This window comes from Rhodococcus sp. Leaf247, from assembly GCF_001426185.1.
GTDB lineage: Bacteria > Actinomycetota > Actinomycetes > Mycobacteriales > Mycobacteriaceae > Rhodococcoides.
On the sequence record NZ_LMRP01000002.1, the window covers coordinates 282,973 to 303,621 of the forward strand.

The following is a 20,649-nucleotide window of genomic DNA, read 5'->3' on the forward strand; positions in this document are numbered from 1 at the left end:
TCGGCTGTCAGCGACCGAGTTCGTCCGCGATGGCAAGCACGCCGACGTGCACCTCCTCGAAACTGGTGCTCAGCGGGCTCAGTCCCAGTCGAATCCCGCGCGGTGCCCGGAAGTCGGGGATGACGCCGCGCTTCCACAACCGCGCCGTCACCTCGCGGAAGTCGGGGTGATCCAGCGTGACGTGTCCCCCTCGCTCCGCCGAGTCCTCCGGAGATGCGATCTCCACTCCGAGAGGCACGAGGTGTTCTCGGACCAGTTCGAGCGCGAACTCCGTCAGCGCAACGGATTTGGCGCGGATAGCACTCATGCCGACCTCGTCGATCATCTCGAGCGTGTCCTGCATGGCAATCATGCCGAGCACCGGCGGAGTCCCGCTGACGACGCGTCGGATACCCGCCGCAGGCTCGTATCCCTGCTCCATGGCGAAGGCGTCGGCGCGGCCCATCCAACCCCAGATCGGCTGATCGAAGTGCTGTTGGTGCTCCTGCCGGACATACGCGAACGCCGGCGAGCCGGGCCCGCCGTTCAGGTACTTGTACGTACATCCGACAGCGAGGTCGATGCCCCATTCGTCGAGGTGCAGCGGCACCGATCCCACGGAGTGCGACAGGTCGAGTATCAGCAGGGCACCCACGTCATGGGCAACGCGCGCGGCGGCGGGGGCGTCCGCCAGGAAGCCGGAACGGTAGGCGACGTGGCTGAGCAGGATGAACGCCGTGCGCTCGGTGACGACGTCAGCGATATCGGCGGTCCGAACGCCCGACCTACGGTCCGACTCGATCCACACGAGCGTCAGACCGAGCTCCGATGCGATGGATTCGAGGACGTAACGATCGGTCGGGAAGTTGTCGCGATCGAGGACGATCTCGGTGCGTCCCGGTCGCAACGCTGCGGCGCCGCGGGCGATCTTGTAGAGCATGACCGTCGTCGAGTCACCGATGGTGGTCTCCCCGGCCGCCGCACCGAGCGCAACGCGGCCGAGCCTGTCGCCCTGCGTGATCGGCAGATCGAACCACTCCTCGTCCCATCCACGGATCAACCTGCCGCCCCACGCCTGCGCCATGAAACGGGTGACGCGCTCGATGCTCGCCGTCGTGGGCCGACCGAGCGAGTTACCGTCGAGGTAGGCGACGACGGGATCGGCGTCGTCCGTGTGGAATCGAGAACGGTACTCACGCAGGGGATCCTGTGCGTCGAGGTCTGCTGCGGTCATGAACGTCCGATCTCGGTGCGTGCGGCGAACAACTCGGGGAAGAACGTCAGTTCGAGGGCGCGCTGGAGGAAGCCGACACCGGTCGAACCCCCGGTGCCCGACTTGAATCCGATCGTCCGGAGCACCGTGCGCATGTGCCGGAACCGCCACAGTTGGAAGTTCTCCTCCAGGTCGACGAATTCTTCGAATGCCTCGTAGGCGGACCAGTTCTCGGTCGGATTCTCGTAGACGTGCGTGATGAGCGGCATCAGGTCGTCGTTGCGGGAGTAGGGCGCGGTGACATCGCGGTGCAGCGCACTGGCCGGGACGTCGTGGCCGGCACGTGCCAAGCAGCGCCACAACGCATCGTAGACACTGGGTTCTTGATGCACCCGAGTCAGCAGATCGGTTGCAGTAGCGTCGGATTCGAACACCGTGAGCATCGCGTCGTTCTTGTTGCCGAGCACGAATTCCACCGCGCGGTACTGCGCGGACTGGAACCCGGAGGAGTTTCCGAGGAAGCCGCGGAACTGGGCATACTCGGTGGGCGTGAGCGTCGCGAGCACCGACCACTGCTCGGTCAGCGTCTTCTGGATGTGCTTGACCCGGGCGACACACTTGAGCGCGAAACCGAGGTCGTCCGCGTCGAACGCATCGCGCGCCGCAAGAAGTTCGTGCAGGACCAGCTTGAACCACAGCTCGGTGGTCTGATGCTGGATGATGAACAGCATCTCGTCGTGGTGCTCGGGAACGCTGACCGGCTTCTGAGCTGCGAGCAGGGTACCGAGATCGAGGTACGCCCCGTAACTCATCCGCTCGCGGAAGTCCGTGACGATGTCCTTCTCGATGGCGCGCTCGTCCATTGCTCCTCTTCCGTCGATTCCCCCGAGCCTAGGACGTAGATTCGAAGGATGAGCGATTCCTCGGAACGAATCGACGTCGTCCTGCACCCGGACACCGTTCGAGACCTCGGCACGGTGACCGACCTGGTGCAGTCCGCGCTCGCCGCGCGCGGCGCCATCGGCGAGGTCCACGTGTCGGACGACGTCTCCGTGGCATCCGGTGACGTGATCGTGGTCCCGGCCCCGGGCGGACGCGTCGACACGCAGGCGAGCGACCGGTGTGTGGTGCGTGTCGACTACGGCTACGTGGCGACGGACCTCTCGCCGGGGCTGCACGCGCACATCCGTGGCCGCGGACTCGGCGGGCTGCGCTACGCCGTCGACAGGATTCACCATCACCGACTGCACCCGGCGACCGTCGAGTCGTACGGGGAGCACTCCGAACAGTTCGCCGAGGTGCGCGGTACCGGCGGGCCGGTCGTCGCGCTGATCCACGGCGGGTACTGGCGAGCACCGTGGAGACTGGATTCCCTCGATGCGGCGGCCATCGATCTCACCGACCGCGGCTACACCACCTGGAACGTCGAGTACCGCACACCCGACGAACACGGGTGGGAGACGACGACGGCGGATGTCGCCGCGGCCCTGGAGCACGCCGGTGCGCAGGCCGTCATCGGCCATTCCGCAGGAGGGCAGCTCGCGCTGCGCTGGGCCGCCGACGCCCGTCCCGCGCTGGCCGTGAGTCTCGCCGGAGTCCTCGACCTACAGATCGCCGACGACCGCGGCCTGGGTGACGGCGCGGTGCGTGCTGCCCTCGGCTCGCGGTACACGGATGCTCACGCCGAGTCGTCCCCCAGAGCGCGACTGCCACTCGGGGTTCCGCAGATCGTGGTGGTCGCGGCGTCGGACGATCCGAACCTGAACGACATCGGCCGCGAGTACGTCACGGCAGCATCGGCCGCAGGTGAAGATGTCACGCTTGTCGAAGGCCCCGGAGACCACTTCAGTGTCGTCGACCCGCGGTCGGAGATCTGGCCCGCGATCGTGGAGCGGATCGAGGGACGTCTCCCCCGCTGATCGTCACTCGTGCGCGGTGTACTCCGCGTCGGTGACGGGATCCATCCACACGACGACGTCGTGCTCTTCGTCGCCCTCGTTGATGGCGAGATGCACCATCAGGCGATCCGGCGCGGCGCCGTGCCAGTGCACCTCGTCGGCCTCGAACAGCACGCGGTCGCCGGGACGGATGACCTCGACCGGCCCACCCTGCCGCTGGCACAGACCGACGCCCTCGGTGACGAACACCGTCTGACTCAGCGAGTGGCGGTGCCAATGCGTACGCGCCCCCGGCATGAAGTGGACCAGGTTAGCCGAGACCCGCGACGGGGCCGGAGCTGCGGCAACGGCGTCGATGTAGACGTCGCCGGTGAACCAGTCGGCCGGACCCTTGGTGGTCGCGATCGAGCTTCGGGTGATCTGCATGCGCGGTTCCTCTCGTCGGTGGTGCTGGTGTCCAGCATTCGCGGTGCCGGTCCACGGGAGAAGTCCCTGCCGAGGAGTGCCTCGGGAGGGCACCCTCTACAGGTCAGGCGAAGAGGGCGTCCACGATCGCAGCCTTGTCGGCAGCGCTCTGCGGATGCGTCAGCATGCCCTCGACGGCGAACACGACGACCTTGGTCCGCGCGTCGATCCGCTCCTCGGCGACGCCGACATGTCGCAGCTCCTCCGCGACCAGCGCATCGGCCATGGCATGGAACCCGTTGTGCCACTCGTCGATTGGTGCTGATACCGCAGCGCGGGCGTGCACGGTGTCCACCAGTCGGTGGTAGCGCTCGAGCTCGGTGACCACCCACGTCAACCGTTCCTGCGGGGACGTCACCTCCAACTCGGCGAAGAGCGTCAACGCCGTCGCCGTGATCTCGGTGAGGGCGGCGACGAGCAGTTCGTCCTTGTCGGAGAAGTACCAGTAGATGGTGTTGGGCGTGACGCCGGCGCTCTGCGCTATCCGGCTCAGCGGGGTGCCGTCGAATCCGGCATCGACGAACAGGGCCGTCGCGGCGTCGACGATCTCGGCGCGTTTCTCCGCTCGATCCTGCGGACGTCTGTTCCGAGGCATGCGGTCACCTTATCTTGATGCTCGATCAAGACGCTGCTACATTTCTTGAACGTCAATCAAGAGGAGCCCGCATGCCTGACACCGTTCGCGACGACCTGTGGTTCGACTCCGGTTCCGATCGCTGCGCGATCTCGGTCCTCCGACCTGCCGGGCTCGACGGTTCCGCGCCGATCATCGTCATGGCCCACGGCTTCGGATCGGTGCGCGCGTTGCGCCTCCCCGCCTACGCGGACCAGTTCGTGCAGGCCGGCTACGTCGTCGCGATGTTCGACTACCGGCACTTCGGCGACAGCGAAGGAACTCCGCGACAGCTCCTGGACGTGCGCAGACAGCTCGAGGACTGGCGCAACGCGCTGGCCTTCGCCCGGCGACTCGACGGCGTCGACGCCGACCGCGTCGTCGCGTGGGGAACCTCGTTCGGCGGTGGCCACGTCCTCACTCTGGCGGGCACGAGCGAACGCCTGGCAGGCATCATCGCGCAGGTCCCGCACGTTGACGGCGTCGCCGCCGTGCGTTCCGCCGGCCTGCGCCAGACATTGCGTCTCGCACCGGCGGCCCTCTCGGATCAGGTGCGGGGACTCCTCGGTCGCGAGCCACGCTACATCGACTCGATCGGCGAACCCGGTGCCCTCGCCGCCATGGTCTCGCCCGACGCCGCCGTCGGACGTGACCGTCTTCTCGACGCGTCGGGACTGCAGACCGGTGACTACCCCGAGACGGTCGCCGCCCGCATCCTTCTCCACATCGGCCTGTACTCACCGGGGAAGACCGCCGCGAACATCACGTGCCCCGCCCTCGTCCAGATCGTTACCGAGGACGCCATCACTCCCACGGACGTCGCGCTGCGCACCGCACGAAAGATCCCGCGCGCCACCGTCGTGACGTACGAGGGTGGTCACTTCGATCCGTACGTCGAGCCGCTCTTCCCCCGGATCATCGCCGACCAGCTGGCGTTTCTTCGCGACGTCGTGCCGGTCGCCAGGTGAGCAGAAGCGCCAGCGCCAGAAGAAGTTCGGCGATGTCGCCGCCGTAGTACATCAGCTCGCCGGCGCCCTGGCGCTGATCGGCGGGCACCGGGATCTGCACGAGGAGTCCCGCGTACATGAGCTGCGACAGGACGGCATGGCCGAGAATCGCTGCCCCGAGTATCCAGAGTCGGGTGGGTACCGAAGGCCGATGCGGTGCTGGGTCGGGGCCGGCGATCACCCACGCGAACAGATACCCCGCGAGGAAGAAGTGCACGTGCACCAGCAGGTGCAGCGCGGCACTCTGTGTCGTCGCCACGTAGAGCGGGGTGAAGTACAGCAGCGCGAGACCGCCGAGATTCAGGGCCAGCGCGACGATCGGGTTCGCTATCACGTGCACCGGCCGCGAGCGCAGGACATGGCCGATGGCACGGCCGTTCGGCGGCGACACCGAGAGCAGCACCAGCGTCATCGGGGCACCGAGAACCAGCGCCAACGGCGCGTACATCCCGAGAAGCAGGTGCTGGTGCATGTGGCCGCGGAAGTCGCCGTCCGGGTAGGGCGACAGTGCAGGGACCACGGCGAGGACGAGGAGCCCGATGCCGACGAGGAAGCTCACCGTGCGCCACGGGTTCCATCCCCGCGGCTGATGCCTGCAGCGCTCCGCCGCAACGACATACACGGCTGCCACCACGACGAGGATCACGACCGGTCCGAGACCACCGCTGCCGTGATGGGTGTCGTGCGCGAGCATCATCGCGATCGACGTGCGCCGCGCTGCAGGAGCCAGCCGCCGGCGATCAGGAGGACACCGAGGGCGAGGAAGCCGAGATCCCACCACAGTTGGTTCGGCCCACTCCGGACATGGTGAATCCCGAGGACGTGGTGGTCGACTATCCCCTCGACGAGATTGAACAAGCCCCAGCCGACCAGGACCCACCCCCACAGCACTCGTGACGCCCACACCCGTCCGCGAGATCCTGCGACACGCGAGTACAGCAGTCCGAGACCCAGCAGGACAGCGAGCAAGGTGACCGTGTGGAAGAGACCGTCCCACAGCGGGTTGATCTGAAGGCCGTGGACGGTGTCGACGGGATAGGGCTGCAGGCCGATGTTGTCGTCGCCCGAACTGCTCAGCAGATGGTGCCACTGCAGAATCTGGTGCAGCACTATCCCGTCGACGAAACCGCCCAAGCCCACACCGAGCACGATGCCGGGCAGGGCGATTCCATGGTCGGGCACGGCGCCTTGTGGGCGTTCCGAGGTGACCATGCGCAGGGCAGTACCCGGCGCACGGTCGTCGAAACGGTCGGGCTACTTCCGGCTGGGCGGCTGCAGGAACTTCATGGCACCCCGCAGCACGGGCTCGGGAACCTTGTCCTTCGCCGCCATCGCCTTGTCCATGACCTTGGTCCGCGTCTCGGTGCCACGGCCGAACGCCTTGTTCAGCGCCGACCCGTCCGGATCCATCTGCACGTGCAGCGGCGGCGCACCGTCCTGCTGCGCGATCGCGTTGCTGATGACGACGCGTTGGATCTCGCTGGTCCCCTCGAAGATGGTGTAGAGCTTCGCGTCTCGATACCACTTCTCGACGGGGTGGTCCGTGATGTAGCCCCACCCGCCCATCGTCTGGATCGCCCGCTCGGTGGACGCAACGGCGACCTCCGTGGCGGCAAGCTTGGCCATCGAGCCCTCGCCACGCTCGAAAGCGACACCCGTGGCCGCCATCCAGCTCGCGCGCCACGTCAACAGTCGCGCCGCGTCGATACGCATCGCGAGGTCCGCCAACGGGAAGGCAATGCCCTGGTTGTCGATGATCGGGGACCCGAACGCCTCACGCTCGTTGGCGTACTTCGTCGCGTATTCCAAGGAGGCACGGGCGATTCCGAGTGCCTGAGCGGCCACCATCGGTCGTGTCTGCTCGAGTGCGCCGAGAGTGGCGGAGCGACCTCTGATTCCGGTCTTCTCCGCTTCGCGCGCCTTGGCCAGCTTGTGCTCGAGCTTGTCGAGGCCGCCCAGGAGGTTCGCACCGGGGATGCGGACACTGTTGAACTTCAGCTCCGCGGTGTGGGATGCACGGCACCCCAACTTGTCGAGCTTGCGTACGAGTTCCAGGCCGGGCGTCCCGCCGGGGACGATGAAGAGCGCCTGGCCCTTGTGGCCGAGTTCGGGGTCGACGTTGGCATTGACGACGTGGACGTCCGCGATGCCGCCGTTGCCGATCCACATCTTGTGGCCGTCGATGATCCAGTCGTCGCCGTCCTGCCGCGCCGTCGTCCGAAGGTTGCGCACGTCGCTGCCGCCTTCGGGTTCGGAGATGGCGAGCGCTGCCAACTTCAGATCGTCCGGGGTGCCGAAGCACTGCGGTGCCCATTCGAGCATCTGCTCCGGAGTCGCCGCCTGGCCGATGGCCGACAGCGCGAGCGCCGGCATCACCACCGCGAGACCGATTCCCGCACAACCCCAGAACAGTTCCTCCATGAACACCGGCAGGGACAGACCCGTCGGATCACCGATGAGGTCGCGGTAGAAGAGTGGCGAGTAGAAGCCCGCCCGCGCCGCTTCCTGCAGCACCGGCCACGGGAACTCTTGCTCCTTGTCGTAATGCTGCGCGACGGGTCGCACCACGTTCTCGGCGAAATCGTGCGCCCTGCCGACCAGCTCGTGCTGCGCGGGCGTCAGTGTCAGATCGAAGCTCATGATGTCCCCCCAGGACCTCGTTTGGCCCAGGCATACCCGGATAGGGCGAGTGTTACACGTCACTTGTCTGCCCGGTCGGGACCCGTCGGCTCGGGCCGGCCTGTTCGTGGGCTTCTGACCCAGTTGAGCGGGGGCAGAAGCGTCGCGGTGTCCGACGAGTAGGACAACGTTGGGCGTAGTCCAGCCGGATAGTGGAACCTGGACCCCGGAAACCGGGGTCTGAAGTACACAATCTCTGTCGGCAGAGCTAGCCCGCTGTGGGGTATTCGTCCAGCTCGATCGTGGACGTCCACCACCGCCCAGCGGTGGCAGTAGCGTGGCGGTGTCCGAGAGTGGACAACGTTGGCAACGGTCCAAGCTCAAAGTGGATCTTGGACCCCGGAATCCGGGGTCTGAAGTACATAATCCTTGTTCGACAGAGCTGGCCCGCAGTTGGGGTCCGTGCGGCTCGATTGTGGGCGTCCACCCCTGCTCAGCGGTGGCAGAAGTCCACAACCAGCGTGGGGGCGGCCGTGTCCGACGACTGGGCAAACCTGGGACAGTCCAGCCCGATAGTGGAACCTGGACCCCGGAAACCGGGGTCTGAAGTCCACAATCTTCGCCGACAGAGCTGGGCATCGCCGGCCAACCCGACTACGGAACCGGTTGCCCGCGCGGCGCGTCTTAGATGGTGTGCGATGGATTCGAGCAGCTGGCCTAGCCGCGACGGCGGTCGTGCTGACCGGCGGGTGCTCGACCGGTGTCGCCGGAACACCGGTCGCCGAGCTGTGGGATCCGTGCACTATCCCGAGTGAAGCGATCGAAGCAGCCGGGGTGGATCCGACGGTTGTCGACGTACGTTCCGTCGGGCTTGAGGACAACAAGTGGCGCTATTGCACCTTCCGGCAGGACTGGTTTTACCTAACCGTCCTTTCGACCGGCAATTCACTGGATGAAATCAGGTCTAGTCAGAATGCGCGGCAGATTGTGGACTGGCCGATCGAAGGACGCACGGCCATCTCGTACTTCGAAGAAAACGCCACGACCGGCTTGTCCTGCTTCACGTCGTTCGAAGTGGCACAAGGAGCCGTGGAATTCGAAGTGAGCAGAGCGGGAGATGCCCGATCGACCGGCGACGCATGCGAGCTGTCGCGTTCCATAGCCGATGCGCTCAACCATGCAGTTCCACAGTGAGGACAACGCGATGAGCATCAACCATCTCAGCTTGACTACAGACGCGGCCGACCACTGCGCCACGGCATGCCTCGAATTCGCGCAGGCTGTGGCCGCGATCCAGCGGACCACGGCCGAACTGCACCGCGCAGGCGGGTTCGGGACCCTCCCCTCAGGCATCGCCCTGCAGAAGAAGTATTCCGAACTGGCGGTAGGTGGACCGGGGAGCCTGTCGGCCATGCTCCAGGCACATATCACCGTCGCGACCAACCTGGCAGCCACGTTCACCGCGATCGGGAGAAACTACGTCGCGACGGATGATGCTGTGGCGCAGAGGATCACAGCTCCGCGCTGACTACCCCTTCAGTGCGTCGAGGTTGGTCTTCAGCAGCATGACGTTGTAGTCCGACCAACGGGACGCGGTGAAGTAGAGGTCGCTGCCGCTCGATTTCGGATGAATGTACGGCGCGTAGACGCCGCCGACGGTCTCGCCACGTCCGAGCAAGGTGGTCGGGCCGCTCCACGGGCCTTCCGGGTTCACAGCCGTGCGCGCGACGATGGACCCCTGCGTTTCGTCGCCGTACAGCATCACGTACTTCTGCAAGTAGTCGTTCCAGGCCACGCTGAGCTCACTGACCGGTTCCTGGACGACCTTCTTCGAATCCTCGACCTTGGTCGACCAGGGGGCCACCGGGTCACCGGTGGCGTACTCGTACTTGGTCAGGTCGAGGATGTCGGCCGGCTGCACTCGCGCGACGAAGGCAGCTCCGAAGCGGCCGTTGGGCGTTCCGAACTGGTAGAGGAAGCCGTCGCGACCCTTCGCGTAGGCGTTCATCTGGAACCTGCCGTTGGCCTCGTTGACCTGCGCGACACCGGGAATGGTGACGCCCTTGTTGACGCGGATCGTCAACGGATCCGTAGCCCACGTCTGACCGTTGTCGCGGGAGACCGCGATGGCGGAGAAATTGGTGACCCAACGTCCGGGAGCTCCCCAGCTCTGCACGGACATGTAGTTCAGGTACTGCACCCCGTCGATGGCGATCGCCGCCGTGGGAATCGTGGTGGCCTCGACCTCGGGAAGTCCGAGACTGGGCACGATCTGCCTCGAGTAGCGCGGCGCATCGGAGGTTACGACCGAACCCGACGACGTGTTGCCGGGGACGGCGTCCGGGATGGTGATGCCGTCGGCAAGGTTGGAGTCGTCGGAACGTAGGAGCAGGTTGTTGCGCCACTGCTGGCCGCTCACGGAGCAGTTGCCGAACGAATCGCCGAAGGCCATCAACGTCTGACCGGCGCCGTTGTCCCAGCTGATGCCGAGGTCGGTGCCGGAGATGCCGAATCGGTCGTACGTGTTGTTGGCACTGACGGGACCGGTCACCCACCCGACGGACTGCGTGTTCGCACTGCGGATCGGCGCGAGGGGCTGCTGCGTCCCCCGCGGGTTGCTGCCACCACCGCCGCTCGAACCGCTACTGCCGAAGAAGTTGCCGAGGATCGACGACCCTGGCCCACCGAGTCCACCGCACGGCTCCGCGGATGCGACCGGCGCGGCGAGCACGCTCATTCCGCTGACGACCATGGTGACCGCAGCCCCCACTGCAATCCGCCGAGTAAGTCCGTGCATGTTCCGACCCCCACCGATCGTCTGTGTTGCTCACGTGACACGTGTGACTGATGTGGTGAGTGTTACCGACAAAAAGGCATGCCGCAACCGGTCGGTCGTGTCGGTTCTTGACTTTCGTGAATTACATGGATGCGATTCGCCGCAGGAGAAACTCTAGGCGGGAGGGGCCGGTGCGCCCCCGACGAACGCACCGGCACGAGGGCCCGCGTCGGTCGGCGACCTCGACTTCCCAGTGTGGCACTCGGCGCACATCGGCGCCGAAATCAGCTATCCGAGCTGCCGCGCGTGCACGCTGTCCAGCACCAGCAGGGCGGCGCCCTGCACGACGACCGCCGCGCCGTGACCGATGGCGTCGTCACGCGTCAGCCGGCCCGTGAACGACGGCGTCCGATACGCGAGATGGGCGCCCACAGCGATGTAGACGACGTCGAGGCCGGTGTTGATCCACAGAGTCCTGCGGAGCTTCGCGGCCTCGACCTCGGATTTCCGTGCTGCCCCGATGCCGGCGATGGCGAGATCGATGGCTCCCCACCCCGCCGACTGCAGCCCGAACGCGCGGACCGCGGAACTCGGCCCGGCGACAGCGGCAACCGTTCCGCCGACGACGCTCGCGCCGCCCCACCACGCCAATCGACGGCCGAGCTTCTGTGCAACATCGCGAGCAGGAGTCATGGGACCAGTGTGCCCGGCGAGACCGTGACGTCAGACGATGCCGGCGTCATGGAGTGACCGCACTTCTTCGCCGCTGTATCCGAACTCCCCGAGAACAGCGTCGGTGTCGGCTCCGTGCGAACGTCCGGTATGCCGGATGCTGCCCGGGCTCACCCCCATCCGCCACATGACGTTCTGCATCCGCACGGGACCCAGATCGTCGTCGTCGACCGTGGTTACCATTTCGATGGCGTTGACCTGAGGGTCGTCGAGAAGCTCGCTCGGCTTGTACACCGGGGCGACGGCCGCACCCGCTGCTTCGAACGCCGCGATGACGTCGTCCCGCGTGCGTTCCCCGATCCAGCCACCCACGTAGCCGTCGAGCAAATCAGCGTGGGCAGCTCGTTGCCGGCCGGTGGCGAACCACGGCTCGTCGAGCACCTCGGGGTGGCCGACCAACCTCAGAACTCGTTCGGCGATGGAGTTGGCGCTGGTCGAAATGGCCAACCAGTGTCCGTCCATCGTCTTGTAGAGATTGCGCGGTGAGTTGTTGCTGGATCGATTGCCGGTGCGCTCCTGATCGATGCCCAACTGGTCGGCATAGATGACGCCGGGCCCGACGGCCGTCATGATGGGACTGAGCAGATCGAGATCGATCTCCTGCCCCCTCCCCGTCTTCACCCGGTGCAGCAGCGCCATGGAGACCGCCGACGATCCCGCGATGCCCGCCAGCGAATCCGCGAGCCCGAACGCCGGAAGTGTCGGCGGTCCGTCGGCCGAGCCGGTGAGATGCGCGAAGCCGCTCATCGACTCGACCAAGGTGCCGAAGGCGGGACGCGAGGAGTACGGGCCCGTCTGACCGAAGCCGGTGACACGCAACAAGATCAGGCCCGGGTTGATCGCGGACAGGACGTCGTATCCCAGTCCCCACTTCTCGAAGGTGCCGGGCCGGAAGTTCTCGACGACGACGTCGGACTCGGCGACCATCTTCTTGAACACCTCGGCGCCCTCGGGCTTGCCGAGATTCAGCGTCATTCCGCGCTTGTTCCGGCTGACCATGGTCCACCACAGCGGGTGGCCGTCCTTGTCCAGGCCGTGACCGCGCATCCCGTCGGGCTTGGTGGGGTGCTCGATCTTGATGACGTCTGCACCGAAGTCACCGAGGATCTGCGCGACCAGCGGCCCCGCGAGAATTGTCGACGCGTCGAGTACCCGGATTCCCTCGAGTGGGCCGGTCACTTGTAGGGCCTGTGCAGGTAGCGGCCGGTCGGCTCCCCCGCCACGGACCCGTTGTCGAGCACGCGATGTCCACGCACGAATGTGTCGGTGACCTTGGCACCCAACTCGAAGCCTTCGAAGGGGGTGTACTCCTGCGTCGACTCGGAGTCCTCGGGACGCACGGTCCACGTGTGGTCGGGATCGACGAGGGCGAGGTCCGCGTCCATGCCGACGGCGATCTCACCCTTGCCCGGAAGTCCGTATCGGCGAGCGGGATTGAGAGAGGTGAGCTCGGCGATACGGCGCCAGCTCAGCCCACGCTTGCGGCCTTCGCTGACCAGTCCCGGCAGCAGGTACTCGGCGCCGCCGAATCCGGACTTCGCGGCGAAGATGTCACCGCGGTCCTCGGCGAACTTCTTCTCGTCCTTGCAGCAGGCATGGTCACTGACCACCCAGTCGATGTCGCCGCCGAGCAGGTGCTCCCACAGCGCCTCGACGTCGTCGCGCGGACGCAGCGGCGGGTTGACCTTGCCGCCCAGGCCGTAGGCGGTGTCGATGTCGGCGAGCAGGTGACCGATGGTGACCTCGCGACGGAAGTTCACGTGCGGGAACGCCTTCGCCATCCGCATCGCGGCAGTGAGGGCCTTCCGGGAGGAGAGGTGCAGCAGGTTGATGTTGGGCAGCTGCGTCTCGTCGGCGAGGAACGACGCGATGGTGACCGCGAGGCCCTCGGAATGCGGCGGCCGGGAGGCGCTGTAGGCGGCGAGACCGGTGAGCGTTCCCTCCTCCTCGACGAGCTTGGTGTACGCGCTCATGATCTCGGCGGTCTCGCAGTGCAGCGACAGCGAGATGTGATCCGCCTTGTCGCCGAGCTGCTCACGGGCCGCCTGGATGCCGCGCATGACGAACTCGAAGTGAGCGAGGTCGTAGCGCTCGCCCTCGGGAGTCATCAGGAATTCGCTCTGGTCGGTCGAGCGGCCGTGCAGACCGTGGCTGCCGTAGAACATGAAGATCTTGAACGACGTCACACCGTGATCGGTGATGAGCGAGGGGATCTCGGCGATGTGCTCCTTCGACATCGGCGCCAGGTGGTACGCGTAGTCGACGAACGGCTTGCCCTCGGTGGCCTCGAGCACCGTCGGGAAGACGTCGGCGTACGAGCCGCCGGTGTTCATGTAGTACTGGCCGGTGCGCATGTAGGACAGCGACGTGGTCACGCCGCCCTGCACGCAGGCGCGGGATTCGGTGTAGGCGTCTTCGCCCAGCGGGTTGTAGATACCCCAATGCTGGTGTGCGTCGACAACTCCGGGGAAGGCGACCTTGCCGGCCGCGTCGATGACCGTGTCGGCCTCGGCGGCGTCGATTCCGGCCTCGATCCGGGTGAACTTGCCGTCTTCGACGAGCAGGTCCAGGAATGCGCCGTCCTCGGGATGATCGGCGCCCGGACGTACGACTCGGGCGTTGGTGATCAGAAGCTTCGTCATGACAATCCTTCTCTAGTGATGGGAGTCGGCCGCGACACCGGCGGCCAGATACGCGAGTCCGAGGGCAGGGAGCAGACCGTTCCCTGCGAGGTAGCCGGCGGCGCCGTGACCGGAGATGCCCATGGCTGCGCCCCCGGATGCGAAGAGGCCGTCGATGGCCGTGCCGTCCGGGCGGAGTACCCGAGCGGTGCCGTCGACGACGAGACCGCCCTGGGTGTGGAACAGAGCGGGCACGATGCGTACGGCGGCGTACGGGGCGGTGAGCTCATGCTCGAACGAGCTGCGTCCGAACGGATCCTGCGCCTCGCCGCGAGCGTACTGCTGCACCGCCGCCATCTCCTCGACCACCGCCTCGACGGGTAGTCCGGTCGCGGCGGCCAACGCGGAGAGGTCGTCCGCCCACACGACGGCACCGGACTCCACCGTCTGGCGGAAGTCGGTGAAGGACAGACACTTGTCGTGGATGTCCTTGTCGATGACGATCCAGCCCTCGGAATCCGGCCGGGCCGCCAGATGGGCGGCGTACTCCGAATAGCCCGTCGTCTCGTCTCCGAAGCGGCGGCCCGTCACGTCCAACACGACGCCGCCGTGCATGATCGTCGCCCACCCGACCAAGGTCGACGCCTTCTTCGACAGCGCGGCGTGGCCTTGATACGAGTCGAGGTAGGCCGAGGCCGCACCGAGCCGATCACCGATAGCCAGTGCATCGCCCCGCGAGTACTCGCTGCCGTGGTACCGAGCGTCGGCGATCTCCGGGACATGCTCGGCGACGCGGTCGTGATCGCCGCCGTACCCGTTGGTGGCCAACAGGACTGCACCTGTCGGAATCGTCTCGGTCGTCCCGTCGGGCAGTGTGACGACGGCACCGCGGACACGACCGTCCTCGATGACGACGTCGGTGAGGCGCGCCGGCGAGAGCACGTCGATGCGAGGGTTCTCGGTCACCGCCCGCACCAGGTGGTCGAGCAGAATGCTGCCGTGTCGACCCTCGACGGTGTGGCAGCGCAGGGCCGAGTGACCCGGGTATGCGAAGTCGGTCACCAACGTGAGTGGGATGGACAGATGGTCCGCCATCCATTCGACCAGCGGCGCACTGACATCGGCCAGAGCCTGCGCCAGATCACGGTCCGCGGAACCCTTGGTCTTGCGCATCACGTCGTCGACGAACATCGCCGGCGAATCCTCGATCCCCGCCTCTTCCTGCCAGCGCGATCCGGCACCGGGAATCATGGCGGTCGACATCGCGGTGTTGTTGCCCCGCTTGAAGTGTTCGCTGGCCTCGACCACCAGGACGTCGAGTCCCAGCTCGGCGGCACGCAGGGCCGCGACGAGGCCTCCGCCGGCGCCCGCGACGACCAGATCGGGTCCGTCCTCGCTCATGCCGCCGCCTCGAGATCGGCGGTCAAGGCCAGCAATCTCAGCGCGGTAGCCGTCGGGTCGACGACCAGAGGTCGGGTGCGTGGTCCCGTCAGATCGACCGCGGAGCAGGCGTTGATGGCTACCGAACTCGACAGCCGCTGTGCGTGAACGGTGACCGCATCGGCCCATGCCTGTGAGTCGGCGATGTCGTCGAACGAGAGGTCCATGACCGTGGTCGGTTCGGCATCGATGCCGTACCCGGCCAGCCGACGGTCCAACTCCGCAGCGATCGCCCCGTTCCGCGCGAGTGCGCCGATGCGGTGACCCTGGGATGCGTAGAACGACGCGGTCAGCCGGGACAGGCCGAACATCGGCCGGGCGAAGGAGTCGAACCGGTCGGCGCACGGGTCCAGGACACAGTCCGGGAGGAAGCCGTCGAAGCCCTCCAGGTCGGCAGTGGAGAAGGCCTCCGTCAGCACTGCCTCGGACCGGCGGACATCCGCCTCGGTGTCGAGAGCGCGGGGAGCGTCCGGACCGATGTTGCGGAGGACGACGGTCAGTCCGGCGGGGCTCAGGGCGTCGTAACGCTCCTGGCGGCGGCGGAACTCGGTGAAGTCGACGTGGATGGGGGTGTATGCGAGCAATCGCACGGGGAAACTCCTGACGAGAGATGCGGCATCAGATGCCGAGGTACGCCGCCTTGACACGATCGTCGTGGGCGAGCTCTGCACCGGTACCGGTGAGCACGATGGTTCCGCTCTCGATGACATAGGCACGGTCCGAGATCGCGAGTGCCTGAGCTGCGTTCTGCTCGACGATCAGCACCGTCACACCGGTTTCCCGGATGCGCACGATGGCGTCGAGTACCTCGGCAGCGAGCTTGGGTGCGAGACCCACCGACGGCTCGTCGAGGGTGAGCACCCGCGGCTTCGACATCATCGCGCGACCGATCGCCAGCATCTGCTGCTGACCGCCGGACATGGTGTCCGCGCGTTGAGTCCGTCGTTCCGCGAGGATCGGGAACAGTTCGAACACTCGGTCCAGCGACTCCTTCATTGAGCCGCGCTTCTGGGTGTAGGCACCCATCTCGAGGTTCTCCGACACCGGCAGGCTGCCGAACAGGGCTCGATCCTGCGCGACGTGCACCAGACCGGACTTGACGATTCTGTCGGCGCGATTGCCACTGATGTCGGTGCCGTCGAGCACGATCCGTCCCTTGGACGGTGCCACCAGGCCCGACAGCGCACGCAGAGTAGTCGTCTTGCCGGCACCGTTCGCGCCGATGAGGGAGACGATCTCATTCTTGTCGAGATGCATCGTGACGCCGTGCAGGATCTCGAGCCGTCGGTAGCCGGCGTGAAGATCGTCGATCTCGAGCATCATGCGCTCTCCTCACCCAGGTAGGCCTCGACGACGCGGTGGTCCTCGATCACGGTGCGTGGATCCCCCGCCGTCAGAACTGCGCCTTCGTGCATGACGACGAGACGCTCCGACAGGGCCATGACCGCAGCCATGATGTGTTCGACGAACAGGACTGTCTGCCCGCCGCTGTGCAGCGACCGCAGCAGGTCGATCATCGGAGCACGTTCTGCCGGAACGAGTCCCGCCAGAACCTCGTCGAGAAGCACGACGCGCGGTTCCATCGCCAGTGCTCGCGCCAACTCGAGACGCTTGAGTCCCGCAGTGGACATGGTCGACACCTTGCCGCCCACCTGATCGGAGAGCTGCACCCGATCGAGGACGTCGAGTGCGTGGCGACGAGCATCGCCGCGGGACTTGCGCTTCGACAGCGCGGCGATGGTCACGTTCTCGAGAACCGACATCGACTCGAACGGCCGCATCAGCTGGAATGTGCGCACCAGGCCGGCACGCGCGATCTTGTCCGCAGGCCATCCGGTGATGTCGGTGCCGTCGAAGATCACCCGTCCCGACGTGGGCGGCTGCTCGCCGGCCAGCAGGGAGAACAGGGTGGTCTTCCCGGCCCCGTTGGGGCCGATGATTCCGAGGAACTGCTCGTCCGGGACGTCGATGCTGACGTCGCGCACCGCGTGGATGCCGGAGAACGATTTGCTCAGATTCTCGATACTGAGGACGCTCACTTGCGCCACCTCTCGCGAATCGTGCCGAAGATCCCCTTGGGCAGGAAGATCACGATCAGGATCAGGATCACCGAGTACACGGCCACATCCAGACCGATGGAGCCCTGGAGGAACTCGAGGAATGCCGGAGGGTTCCGCAGCAGCTGGTTGATCAGCTCCGACAGCGGTCCGATGACCGCGGCGCCGAGAACCGGTCCCCAGATGGTGCCGATGCCGCCGATGACGGCCGGCACGATGGCCTCCACGGACACCGCGGACCCGAAGGCCTGCTCCGGTCCGACGAAGAAGTAGTACTGCACGTAGTACACGCCGGCAACGGCGGTCAGCGCGCAACTCGCTGCGACGGCGATCAAGCGGTACTTCATCGTGTCGATGCCCAACGAGGCTGCGGCGGTGGCGTCGTCACGGATGGCCTGCACGTACTGACCCGGCCGCGAGCGGACGTAGAAGATGGTGCCGAGTACGGCCAGCGCCAGGATCACCAGCGGGATCCAGATGTAGTTGGGACTGCCCTTCTCGAACTGCAGCATCCACCACGAATCACGCGGCAGGATCGGCACATTGAAGCCCTCGGTCTTGTTGAAGACCTCGAGGTTCTGTACCAGCAGCAGGAACATCTGCGCGAACGCGAATGTCGCGAGGGCGAAATACGATCCGGCGAGCCGGTAGCGCAGGCACAGATACGCGATCAGCGTGCCCACGGCGGCGGACAGCACGGCGGCGACGAGCATCGAGATCCACGGCGAGATGCCGTGTTCCACGAGCAGGTAGGCCCCCGTGTACGCGCCGATGCCGAAGAACGCAGCATGGCCGAAGCTGAACATTCCGCCGAACCCGCTCATGAGGTTCCAGCCGACGGCCATGACCGCGAAGATCAGGGTCCGCACGGCCACGGTCTGCGCCTGCTCGCCCAGCACCAGCGGGAACGCAGCGACGACGACGAAACCGATGACGAGAGTGAGCAGTTGGCGACGGAGCCACGTGTCCTTCAGACGAGTCTCCGGCGGCGCGGATGCGGGTGTCGTGGTGGTCATCGGCGTCCTCCGTACAATCCTTCGGGCTTGAGAAAGAGCACCATGACGAACACCGCGAACACGAGGATCAGCGAGCCGGTACCGGGGAGGTAGAGCGCACCCACGGTCTGTACGAGGCCGATGACGATGCCCCCGACCATGGCTCCGACGACACTGCCCAGCCCGCCGAGGACGACGATCACGAACGCGAGGATCGTGAACTGCTCACCCACCGACGGCGTGAGCGAGGTGAACGGCGTCATCAACCCGCCGGCCACCGCGACACAGGCCGCGCCGATACCGAACGTCAACGCGTACACCCGGCCGATGTCGACGCCGACCAGCTTGGCGCCTTCCGAGTTGGACGCGACAGCGCGGATGGACAACCCCAGTCGTGTTCGCTCGAGCACCGACTTCAGCGCGATCGCGACGACCGCAGCACCGATGAAGGCGAGCACCCGCGGCCAGGCCGCGACCGTCCCGAAGATCGACAGCGAGCCGTCGACCGGTGCCGCAACGGATTTGGGGCGTCCACCGAAAACCATCAACAACACGTTGATGATCAGCAGCGACAGTCCGAGCGTCACCAACAGTGGGCCCTCGTGACTGCCGCCGATGGTGAGCTTGGTCAGCAGCGTCGCCTGGACGACCATGCCGAAGACGAACATCACCGGCACTGCCAGCAGCGTCGCCAGATAGACGGGTAACCCGGCTGTCGACAGTGCGTAGACGATGTACATCGCGAGCGTGAGCATGGCGCCCTGGGCGAAGTTGACGATGCCCAGCACACCGAAGATGAGCGTGAGTCCGACGGAGATCAGCGCGTACACGCCGCCCAGCAGCAGCCCGGAGACGATGGCCTGACCCACCAGACCCTGATCCTTGCCGCCGACGAAGAAGACGACGGCGAGGATGATCACCAGGGCTCCTCCGACCGCGACGCCGGGATTCACTGCGCGGTGGCTCTTCTCCGCGGCGGCACCCTCGGCGACTACCGTCACCGGCCCGCTCCGACAGGGAACTCGATCGCGTCGGTGGCGAACTCGTCCGGGAACACCTGGGCGACCTGACCGTCCTTCACCTGCATGACGATGACCGTCGCGTTGGTGTTCTGGCCGGTCTCGTCGAACTGGATGGGACCGGAGAAGGCGAGCAACGGATCCTCGATGGTGACGCCGGAGATGGCTTCGCGCAACGCTTCCGGGTCTGCATCCGCACCGTCGTCCAGGCCTGCGGCGATGACCTCGACCGCCTGGTACGACAGCATGGCTGCCGTCTCCATGGGGCGACCGTACTTCTCCTCGAACCGCGACCGGATGTCGTTGACGCGGTCGCTGGTGGCGTCGAAGTGGTAGTTCGCCGACAGCACGCCCTCACCCGCGGCACCGGCGGCAGCGGGGAACGAGCTGTCGTCGAACGCGCCGTTGGCAATTCCGTAGACGCCCTTGACGTTCACGTTCAGCTGCTGCACCGCGTTGGCGATGAGCAGACCGTCCGGGTAGTACCCCGTGGCGACGATGACGTCCGGGTTGGACACGGCCGCTTCCCGCACCTGGGTGGTGGCGTCGGAGAAGTTGGTGGCCGGGTAGGTGATCTCCTGGACCGACGAGATGCCCTGGTTCGCGGCTTCCTTCTCGAACGCGTCGAACACGCTGTCGCCGAAGGACCCTTCGATGTGCAGGTAGGAGACTCGGTCGATGGCCTGACCGGTCTGCTTCTCGATCGCGGCGAGCGCCTTCGCGCCGTCCGTGCCCATGCTCGACGCATTGGGCTGGATCCGGAACGCGTACTGGTAGCCCTGATCGAGGATCTTGTCGTCGACGGCGACGTCGATGACCAGCGGGACGCGCGAACGCTCGGCGACCGAGGCGACGTTCTGCGTGACGTCGCTCTGGTAGGTGCCCACCAGGGCCACGGCGCCGTCGTCGATGAGCCGCTGCGCTTCGCTCTGCCCGACCTCGGCCTTTCCCTGACTGTCACCCGTCACCAGCTCGAGCGTGCGACCGTCCATGGACGCGATCCCGCCGGCCGCGTTGATGTCCTCGACCGCCAGTGCCGCACCGTCGTTCATCAGCCCACCGACTCCGGCGAGTGCGCCCGTGGTGGGGTGGACGGCTCCGATCTTGATCGGACCCGAACCGTCGGAGCCCGAGGAGGATCCGCATGCGGCGGTGCCCAGTAGGGCTACCGCGGCGAGAACGCCTACGACTTTTCTCATGATTGGATCTGCCTTC

At 66.3% G+C, this 20,649-nt stretch carries 22 protein-coding genes; 4 read left to right on the forward strand and 18 right to left on the reverse strand.

The genetic code is table 11. The features are described from left to right. Positions 1-7 precede the first annotated feature (7 nt). Positions 8-1,213, reverse strand: coding sequence for a kynureninase (gene kynU, locus ASG64_RS10800; RefSeq protein ID WP_056073509.1), 1,206 nt, complete (start codon positions 1,211-1,213; stop codon positions 8-10). Further along, a complete protein-coding gene (locus tag ASG64_RS10805; protein ID WP_056073510.1) occupies positions 1,210-2,055 on the reverse strand; it encodes a tryptophan 2,3-dioxygenase in 846 nt (281 codons plus the stop codon). Before ASG64_RS10805 ends, kynU begins: the two co-directional genes overlap by 4 nt. A gap of 48 nt (positions 2,056-2,103) precedes the next feature. Between ASG64_RS10805 and ASG64_RS10810 the strand changes: the two genes are divergently transcribed. Continuing rightward, the gene (locus ASG64_RS10810) at positions 2,104-3,111 is read left to right on the forward strand and encodes an alpha/beta hydrolase (RefSeq protein WP_056073513.1); all 1,008 of its coding nucleotides are present in this window, start codon (positions 2,104-2,106) and stop codon (positions 3,109-3,111) included. A 3-nt stretch (positions 3,112-3,114) separates the two neighbouring features. On the opposite strand, the gene ASG64_RS10815 is transcribed toward ASG64_RS10810, so the two are convergent. Then, positions 3,115-3,516: a (R)-mandelonitrile lyase gene (locus ASG64_RS10815; RefSeq protein ID WP_056073515.1), complete on the reverse strand. Its 402-nt coding sequence runs from the start codon at positions 3,514-3,516 to the stop codon at positions 3,115-3,117. A 103-nt stretch (positions 3,517-3,619) separates the two neighbouring features. Continuing rightward, a complete protein-coding gene (locus ASG64_RS10820; protein WP_056073517.1) occupies positions 3,620-4,150 on the reverse strand; it encodes a TetR/AcrR family transcriptional regulator in 531 nt (176 codons plus the stop codon). A 71-nt stretch (positions 4,151-4,221) separates the two neighbouring features. Here ASG64_RS10820 and ASG64_RS10825 point away from each other — a divergent pair, with 71 nt between their 5' ends. Next, the gene (locus ASG64_RS10825) at positions 4,222-5,136 is read left to right on the forward strand and encodes an alpha/beta hydrolase (RefSeq protein ID WP_056073519.1); all 915 of its coding nucleotides are present in this window, start codon (positions 4,222-4,224) and stop codon (positions 5,134-5,136) included. Here ASG64_RS10825 and ASG64_RS10830 read toward each other — a convergent pair. Genes ASG64_RS10830 through ASG64_RS10840 form a run of 3 tightly spaced genes read right to left on the reverse strand, consistent with a single transcriptional unit; the run spans position 5,084 to position 7,815 of the window. Then, positions 5,084-5,872, reverse strand: a complete 789-nt coding sequence (locus ASG64_RS10830; RefSeq protein WP_056073521.1) for a cytochrome c oxidase assembly protein — start codon at positions 5,870-5,872, stop codon at positions 5,084-5,086. The two genes, ASG64_RS10825 and ASG64_RS10830, sit on opposite strands and share 53 nt — an antisense overlap. Next, a complete protein-coding gene (locus ASG64_RS10835; protein ID WP_056073523.1) occupies positions 5,869-6,387 on the reverse strand; it encodes a DUF2243 domain-containing protein in 519 nt (172 codons plus the stop codon). The genes ASG64_RS10830 and ASG64_RS10835 overlap by 4 nt, the downstream gene beginning before the upstream one ends. A gap of 42 nt (positions 6,388-6,429) precedes the next feature. Continuing rightward, positions 6,430-7,815, reverse strand: coding sequence for an acyl-CoA dehydrogenase family protein (locus tag ASG64_RS10840; RefSeq protein ID WP_056073525.1), 1,386 nt, complete (start codon positions 7,813-7,815; stop codon positions 6,430-6,432). 714 nt (positions 7,816-8,529) lie between these two features. On the opposite strand from ASG64_RS10840, the gene ASG64_RS10845 reads away from it, so the two are divergent. Both ASG64_RS10845 and ASG64_RS10850 read left to right on the forward strand, forming a co-directional pair. Further along, positions 8,530-8,988, forward strand: a complete 459-nt coding sequence (locus tag ASG64_RS10845) for a DUF3558 family protein (protein ID WP_056073527.1) — start codon at positions 8,530-8,532, stop codon at positions 8,986-8,988. A gap of 10 nt (positions 8,989-8,998) precedes the next feature. Further along, positions 8,999-9,322, forward strand: coding sequence for a hypothetical protein (locus ASG64_RS10850; protein ID WP_156388352.1), 324 nt, complete (start codon positions 8,999-9,001; stop codon positions 9,320-9,322). Here ASG64_RS10850 and ASG64_RS10855 read toward each other — a convergent pair whose 3' ends face one another. From ASG64_RS10855 to ASG64_RS10905, 11 genes are all read right to left on the reverse strand, one after another. Next, positions 9,323-10,591, reverse strand: coding sequence for a DUF4185 domain-containing protein (locus ASG64_RS10855; protein ID WP_056073531.1), 1,269 nt, complete (start codon positions 10,589-10,591; stop codon positions 9,323-9,325). Positions 10,592-10,858: 267 nt separating this feature from the next. Beyond that, the gene (locus ASG64_RS10860; protein ID WP_042573806.1) at positions 10,859-11,263 is read right to left on the reverse strand and encodes a DUF6992 family protein; all 405 of its coding nucleotides are present in this window, start codon (positions 11,261-11,263) and stop codon (positions 10,859-10,861) included. A gap of 30 nt (positions 11,264-11,293) precedes the next feature. Further along, the gene (locus tag ASG64_RS10865) at positions 11,294-12,481 is read right to left on the reverse strand and encodes a CaiB/BaiF CoA transferase family protein (protein ID WP_056073533.1); all 1,188 of its coding nucleotides are present in this window, start codon (positions 12,479-12,481) and stop codon (positions 11,294-11,296) included. Then, positions 12,478-13,944, reverse strand: coding sequence for a dihydroorotase (locus ASG64_RS10870; protein ID WP_056073535.1), 1,467 nt, complete (start codon positions 13,942-13,944; stop codon positions 12,478-12,480). The genes ASG64_RS10865 and ASG64_RS10870 overlap by 4 nt, the downstream gene beginning before the upstream one ends. 12 nt (positions 13,945-13,956) lie before the next feature. Further along, on the reverse strand, positions 13,957-15,324 hold the full coding sequence (locus ASG64_RS10875; RefSeq protein ID WP_056073537.1) for an FAD-dependent oxidoreductase: 1,368 nt from the start codon (positions 15,322-15,324) through the stop codon (positions 13,957-13,959). After that, positions 15,321-15,953, reverse strand: a complete 633-nt coding sequence (locus tag ASG64_RS10880; protein ID WP_056073539.1) for a hypothetical protein — start codon at positions 15,951-15,953, stop codon at positions 15,321-15,323. Before ASG64_RS10880 ends, ASG64_RS10875 begins: the two co-directional genes overlap by 4 nt. A 28-nt stretch (positions 15,954-15,981) precedes the next feature. After that, complete coding sequence (locus tag ASG64_RS10885; RefSeq protein WP_042573811.1) at positions 15,982-16,686, reverse strand: ABC transporter ATP-binding protein; 705 nt, start codon at positions 16,684-16,686, stop codon at positions 15,982-15,984. Continuing rightward, positions 16,683-17,402, reverse strand: a complete 720-nt coding sequence (locus tag ASG64_RS10890; protein WP_200933460.1) for an ABC transporter ATP-binding protein — start codon at positions 17,400-17,402, stop codon at positions 16,683-16,685. The genes ASG64_RS10885 and ASG64_RS10890 overlap by 4 nt, the downstream gene beginning before the upstream one ends. Continuing rightward, the gene (locus ASG64_RS10895) at positions 17,399-18,436 is read right to left on the reverse strand and encodes a branched-chain amino acid ABC transporter permease (RefSeq protein WP_042573813.1); all 1,038 of its coding nucleotides are present in this window, start codon (positions 18,434-18,436) and stop codon (positions 17,399-17,401) included. Before ASG64_RS10895 ends, ASG64_RS10890 begins: the two co-directional genes overlap by 4 nt. Beyond that, positions 18,433-19,416: a branched-chain amino acid ABC transporter permease gene (locus ASG64_RS10900; RefSeq protein ID WP_082518391.1), complete on the reverse strand. Its 984-nt coding sequence runs from the start codon at positions 19,414-19,416 to the stop codon at positions 18,433-18,435. The genes ASG64_RS10895 and ASG64_RS10900 overlap by 4 nt, the downstream gene beginning before the upstream one ends. Continuing rightward, complete coding sequence (locus tag ASG64_RS10905) at positions 19,413-20,633, reverse strand: ABC transporter substrate-binding protein (protein ID WP_056073543.1); 1,221 nt, start codon at positions 20,631-20,633, stop codon at positions 19,413-19,415. Before ASG64_RS10905 ends, ASG64_RS10900 begins: the two co-directional genes overlap by 4 nt. Between the last annotated feature and the right edge of the window lie 16 nt (positions 20,634-20,649).

Coding starts and splice junctions, on each gene's coding strand:
- kynU (WP_056073509.1), bottom strand. CDS start 1,213: ATGACCGCAGCAGACCTCGACGCACAGGATCCCCTGCGTGAGTACCGT.
- ASG64_RS10805 (WP_056073510.1), bottom strand. CDS start 2,055: ATGGACGAGCGCGCCATCGAGAAGGACATCGTCACGGACTTCCGCGAG.
- ASG64_RS10810 (WP_056073513.1), top strand. CDS start 2,104: ATGAGCGATTCCTCGGAACGAATCGACGTCGTCCTGCACCCGGACACC.
- ASG64_RS10815 (WP_056073515.1), bottom strand. CDS start 3,516: ATGCAGATCACCCGAAGCTCGATCGCGACCACCAAGGGTCCGGCCGAC.
- ASG64_RS10820 (WP_056073517.1), bottom strand. CDS start 4,150: ATGCCTCGGAACAGACGTCCGCAGGATCGAGCGGAGAAACGCGCCGAG.
- ASG64_RS10825 (WP_056073519.1), top strand. CDS start 4,222: ATGCCTGACACCGTTCGCGACGACCTGTGGTTCGACTCCGGTTCCGAT.
- ASG64_RS10830 (WP_056073521.1), bottom strand. CDS start 5,872: ATGATGCTCGCGCACGACACCCATCACGGCAGCGGTGGTCTCGGACCG.
- ASG64_RS10835 (WP_056073523.1), bottom strand. CDS start 6,387: ATGGTCACCTCGGAACGCCCACAAGGCGCCGTGCCCGACCATGGAATC.
- ASG64_RS10840 (WP_056073525.1), bottom strand. CDS start 7,815: ATGAGCTTCGATCTGACACTGACGCCCGCGCAGCACGAGCTGGTCGGC.
- ASG64_RS10850 (WP_156388352.1), top strand. CDS start 8,999: ATGAGCATCAACCATCTCAGCTTGACTACAGACGCGGCCGACCACTGC.
- ASG64_RS10855 (WP_056073531.1), bottom strand. CDS start 10,591: ATGCACGGACTTACTCGGCGGATTGCAGTGGGGGCTGCGGTCACCATG.
- ASG64_RS10860 (WP_042573806.1), bottom strand. CDS start 11,263: ATGACTCCTGCTCGCGATGTTGCACAGAAGCTCGGCCGTCGATTGGCG.
- ASG64_RS10870 (WP_056073535.1), bottom strand. CDS start 13,944: ATGACGAAGCTTCTGATCACCAACGCCCGAGTCGTACGTCCGGGCGCC.
- ASG64_RS10875 (WP_056073537.1), bottom strand. CDS start 15,324: ATGAGCGAGGACGGACCCGATCTGGTCGTCGCGGGCGCCGGCGGAGGC.
- ASG64_RS10885 (WP_042573811.1), bottom strand. CDS start 16,686: ATGATGCTCGAGATCGACGATCTTCACGCCGGCTACCGACGGCTCGAG.
- ASG64_RS10895 (WP_042573813.1), bottom strand. CDS start 18,436: ATGACCACCACGACACCCGCATCCGCGCCGCCGGAGACTCGTCTGAAG.
- ASG64_RS10905 (WP_056073543.1), bottom strand. CDS start 20,633: ATGAGAAAAGTCGTAGGCGTTCTCGCCGCGGTAGCCCTACTGGGCACC.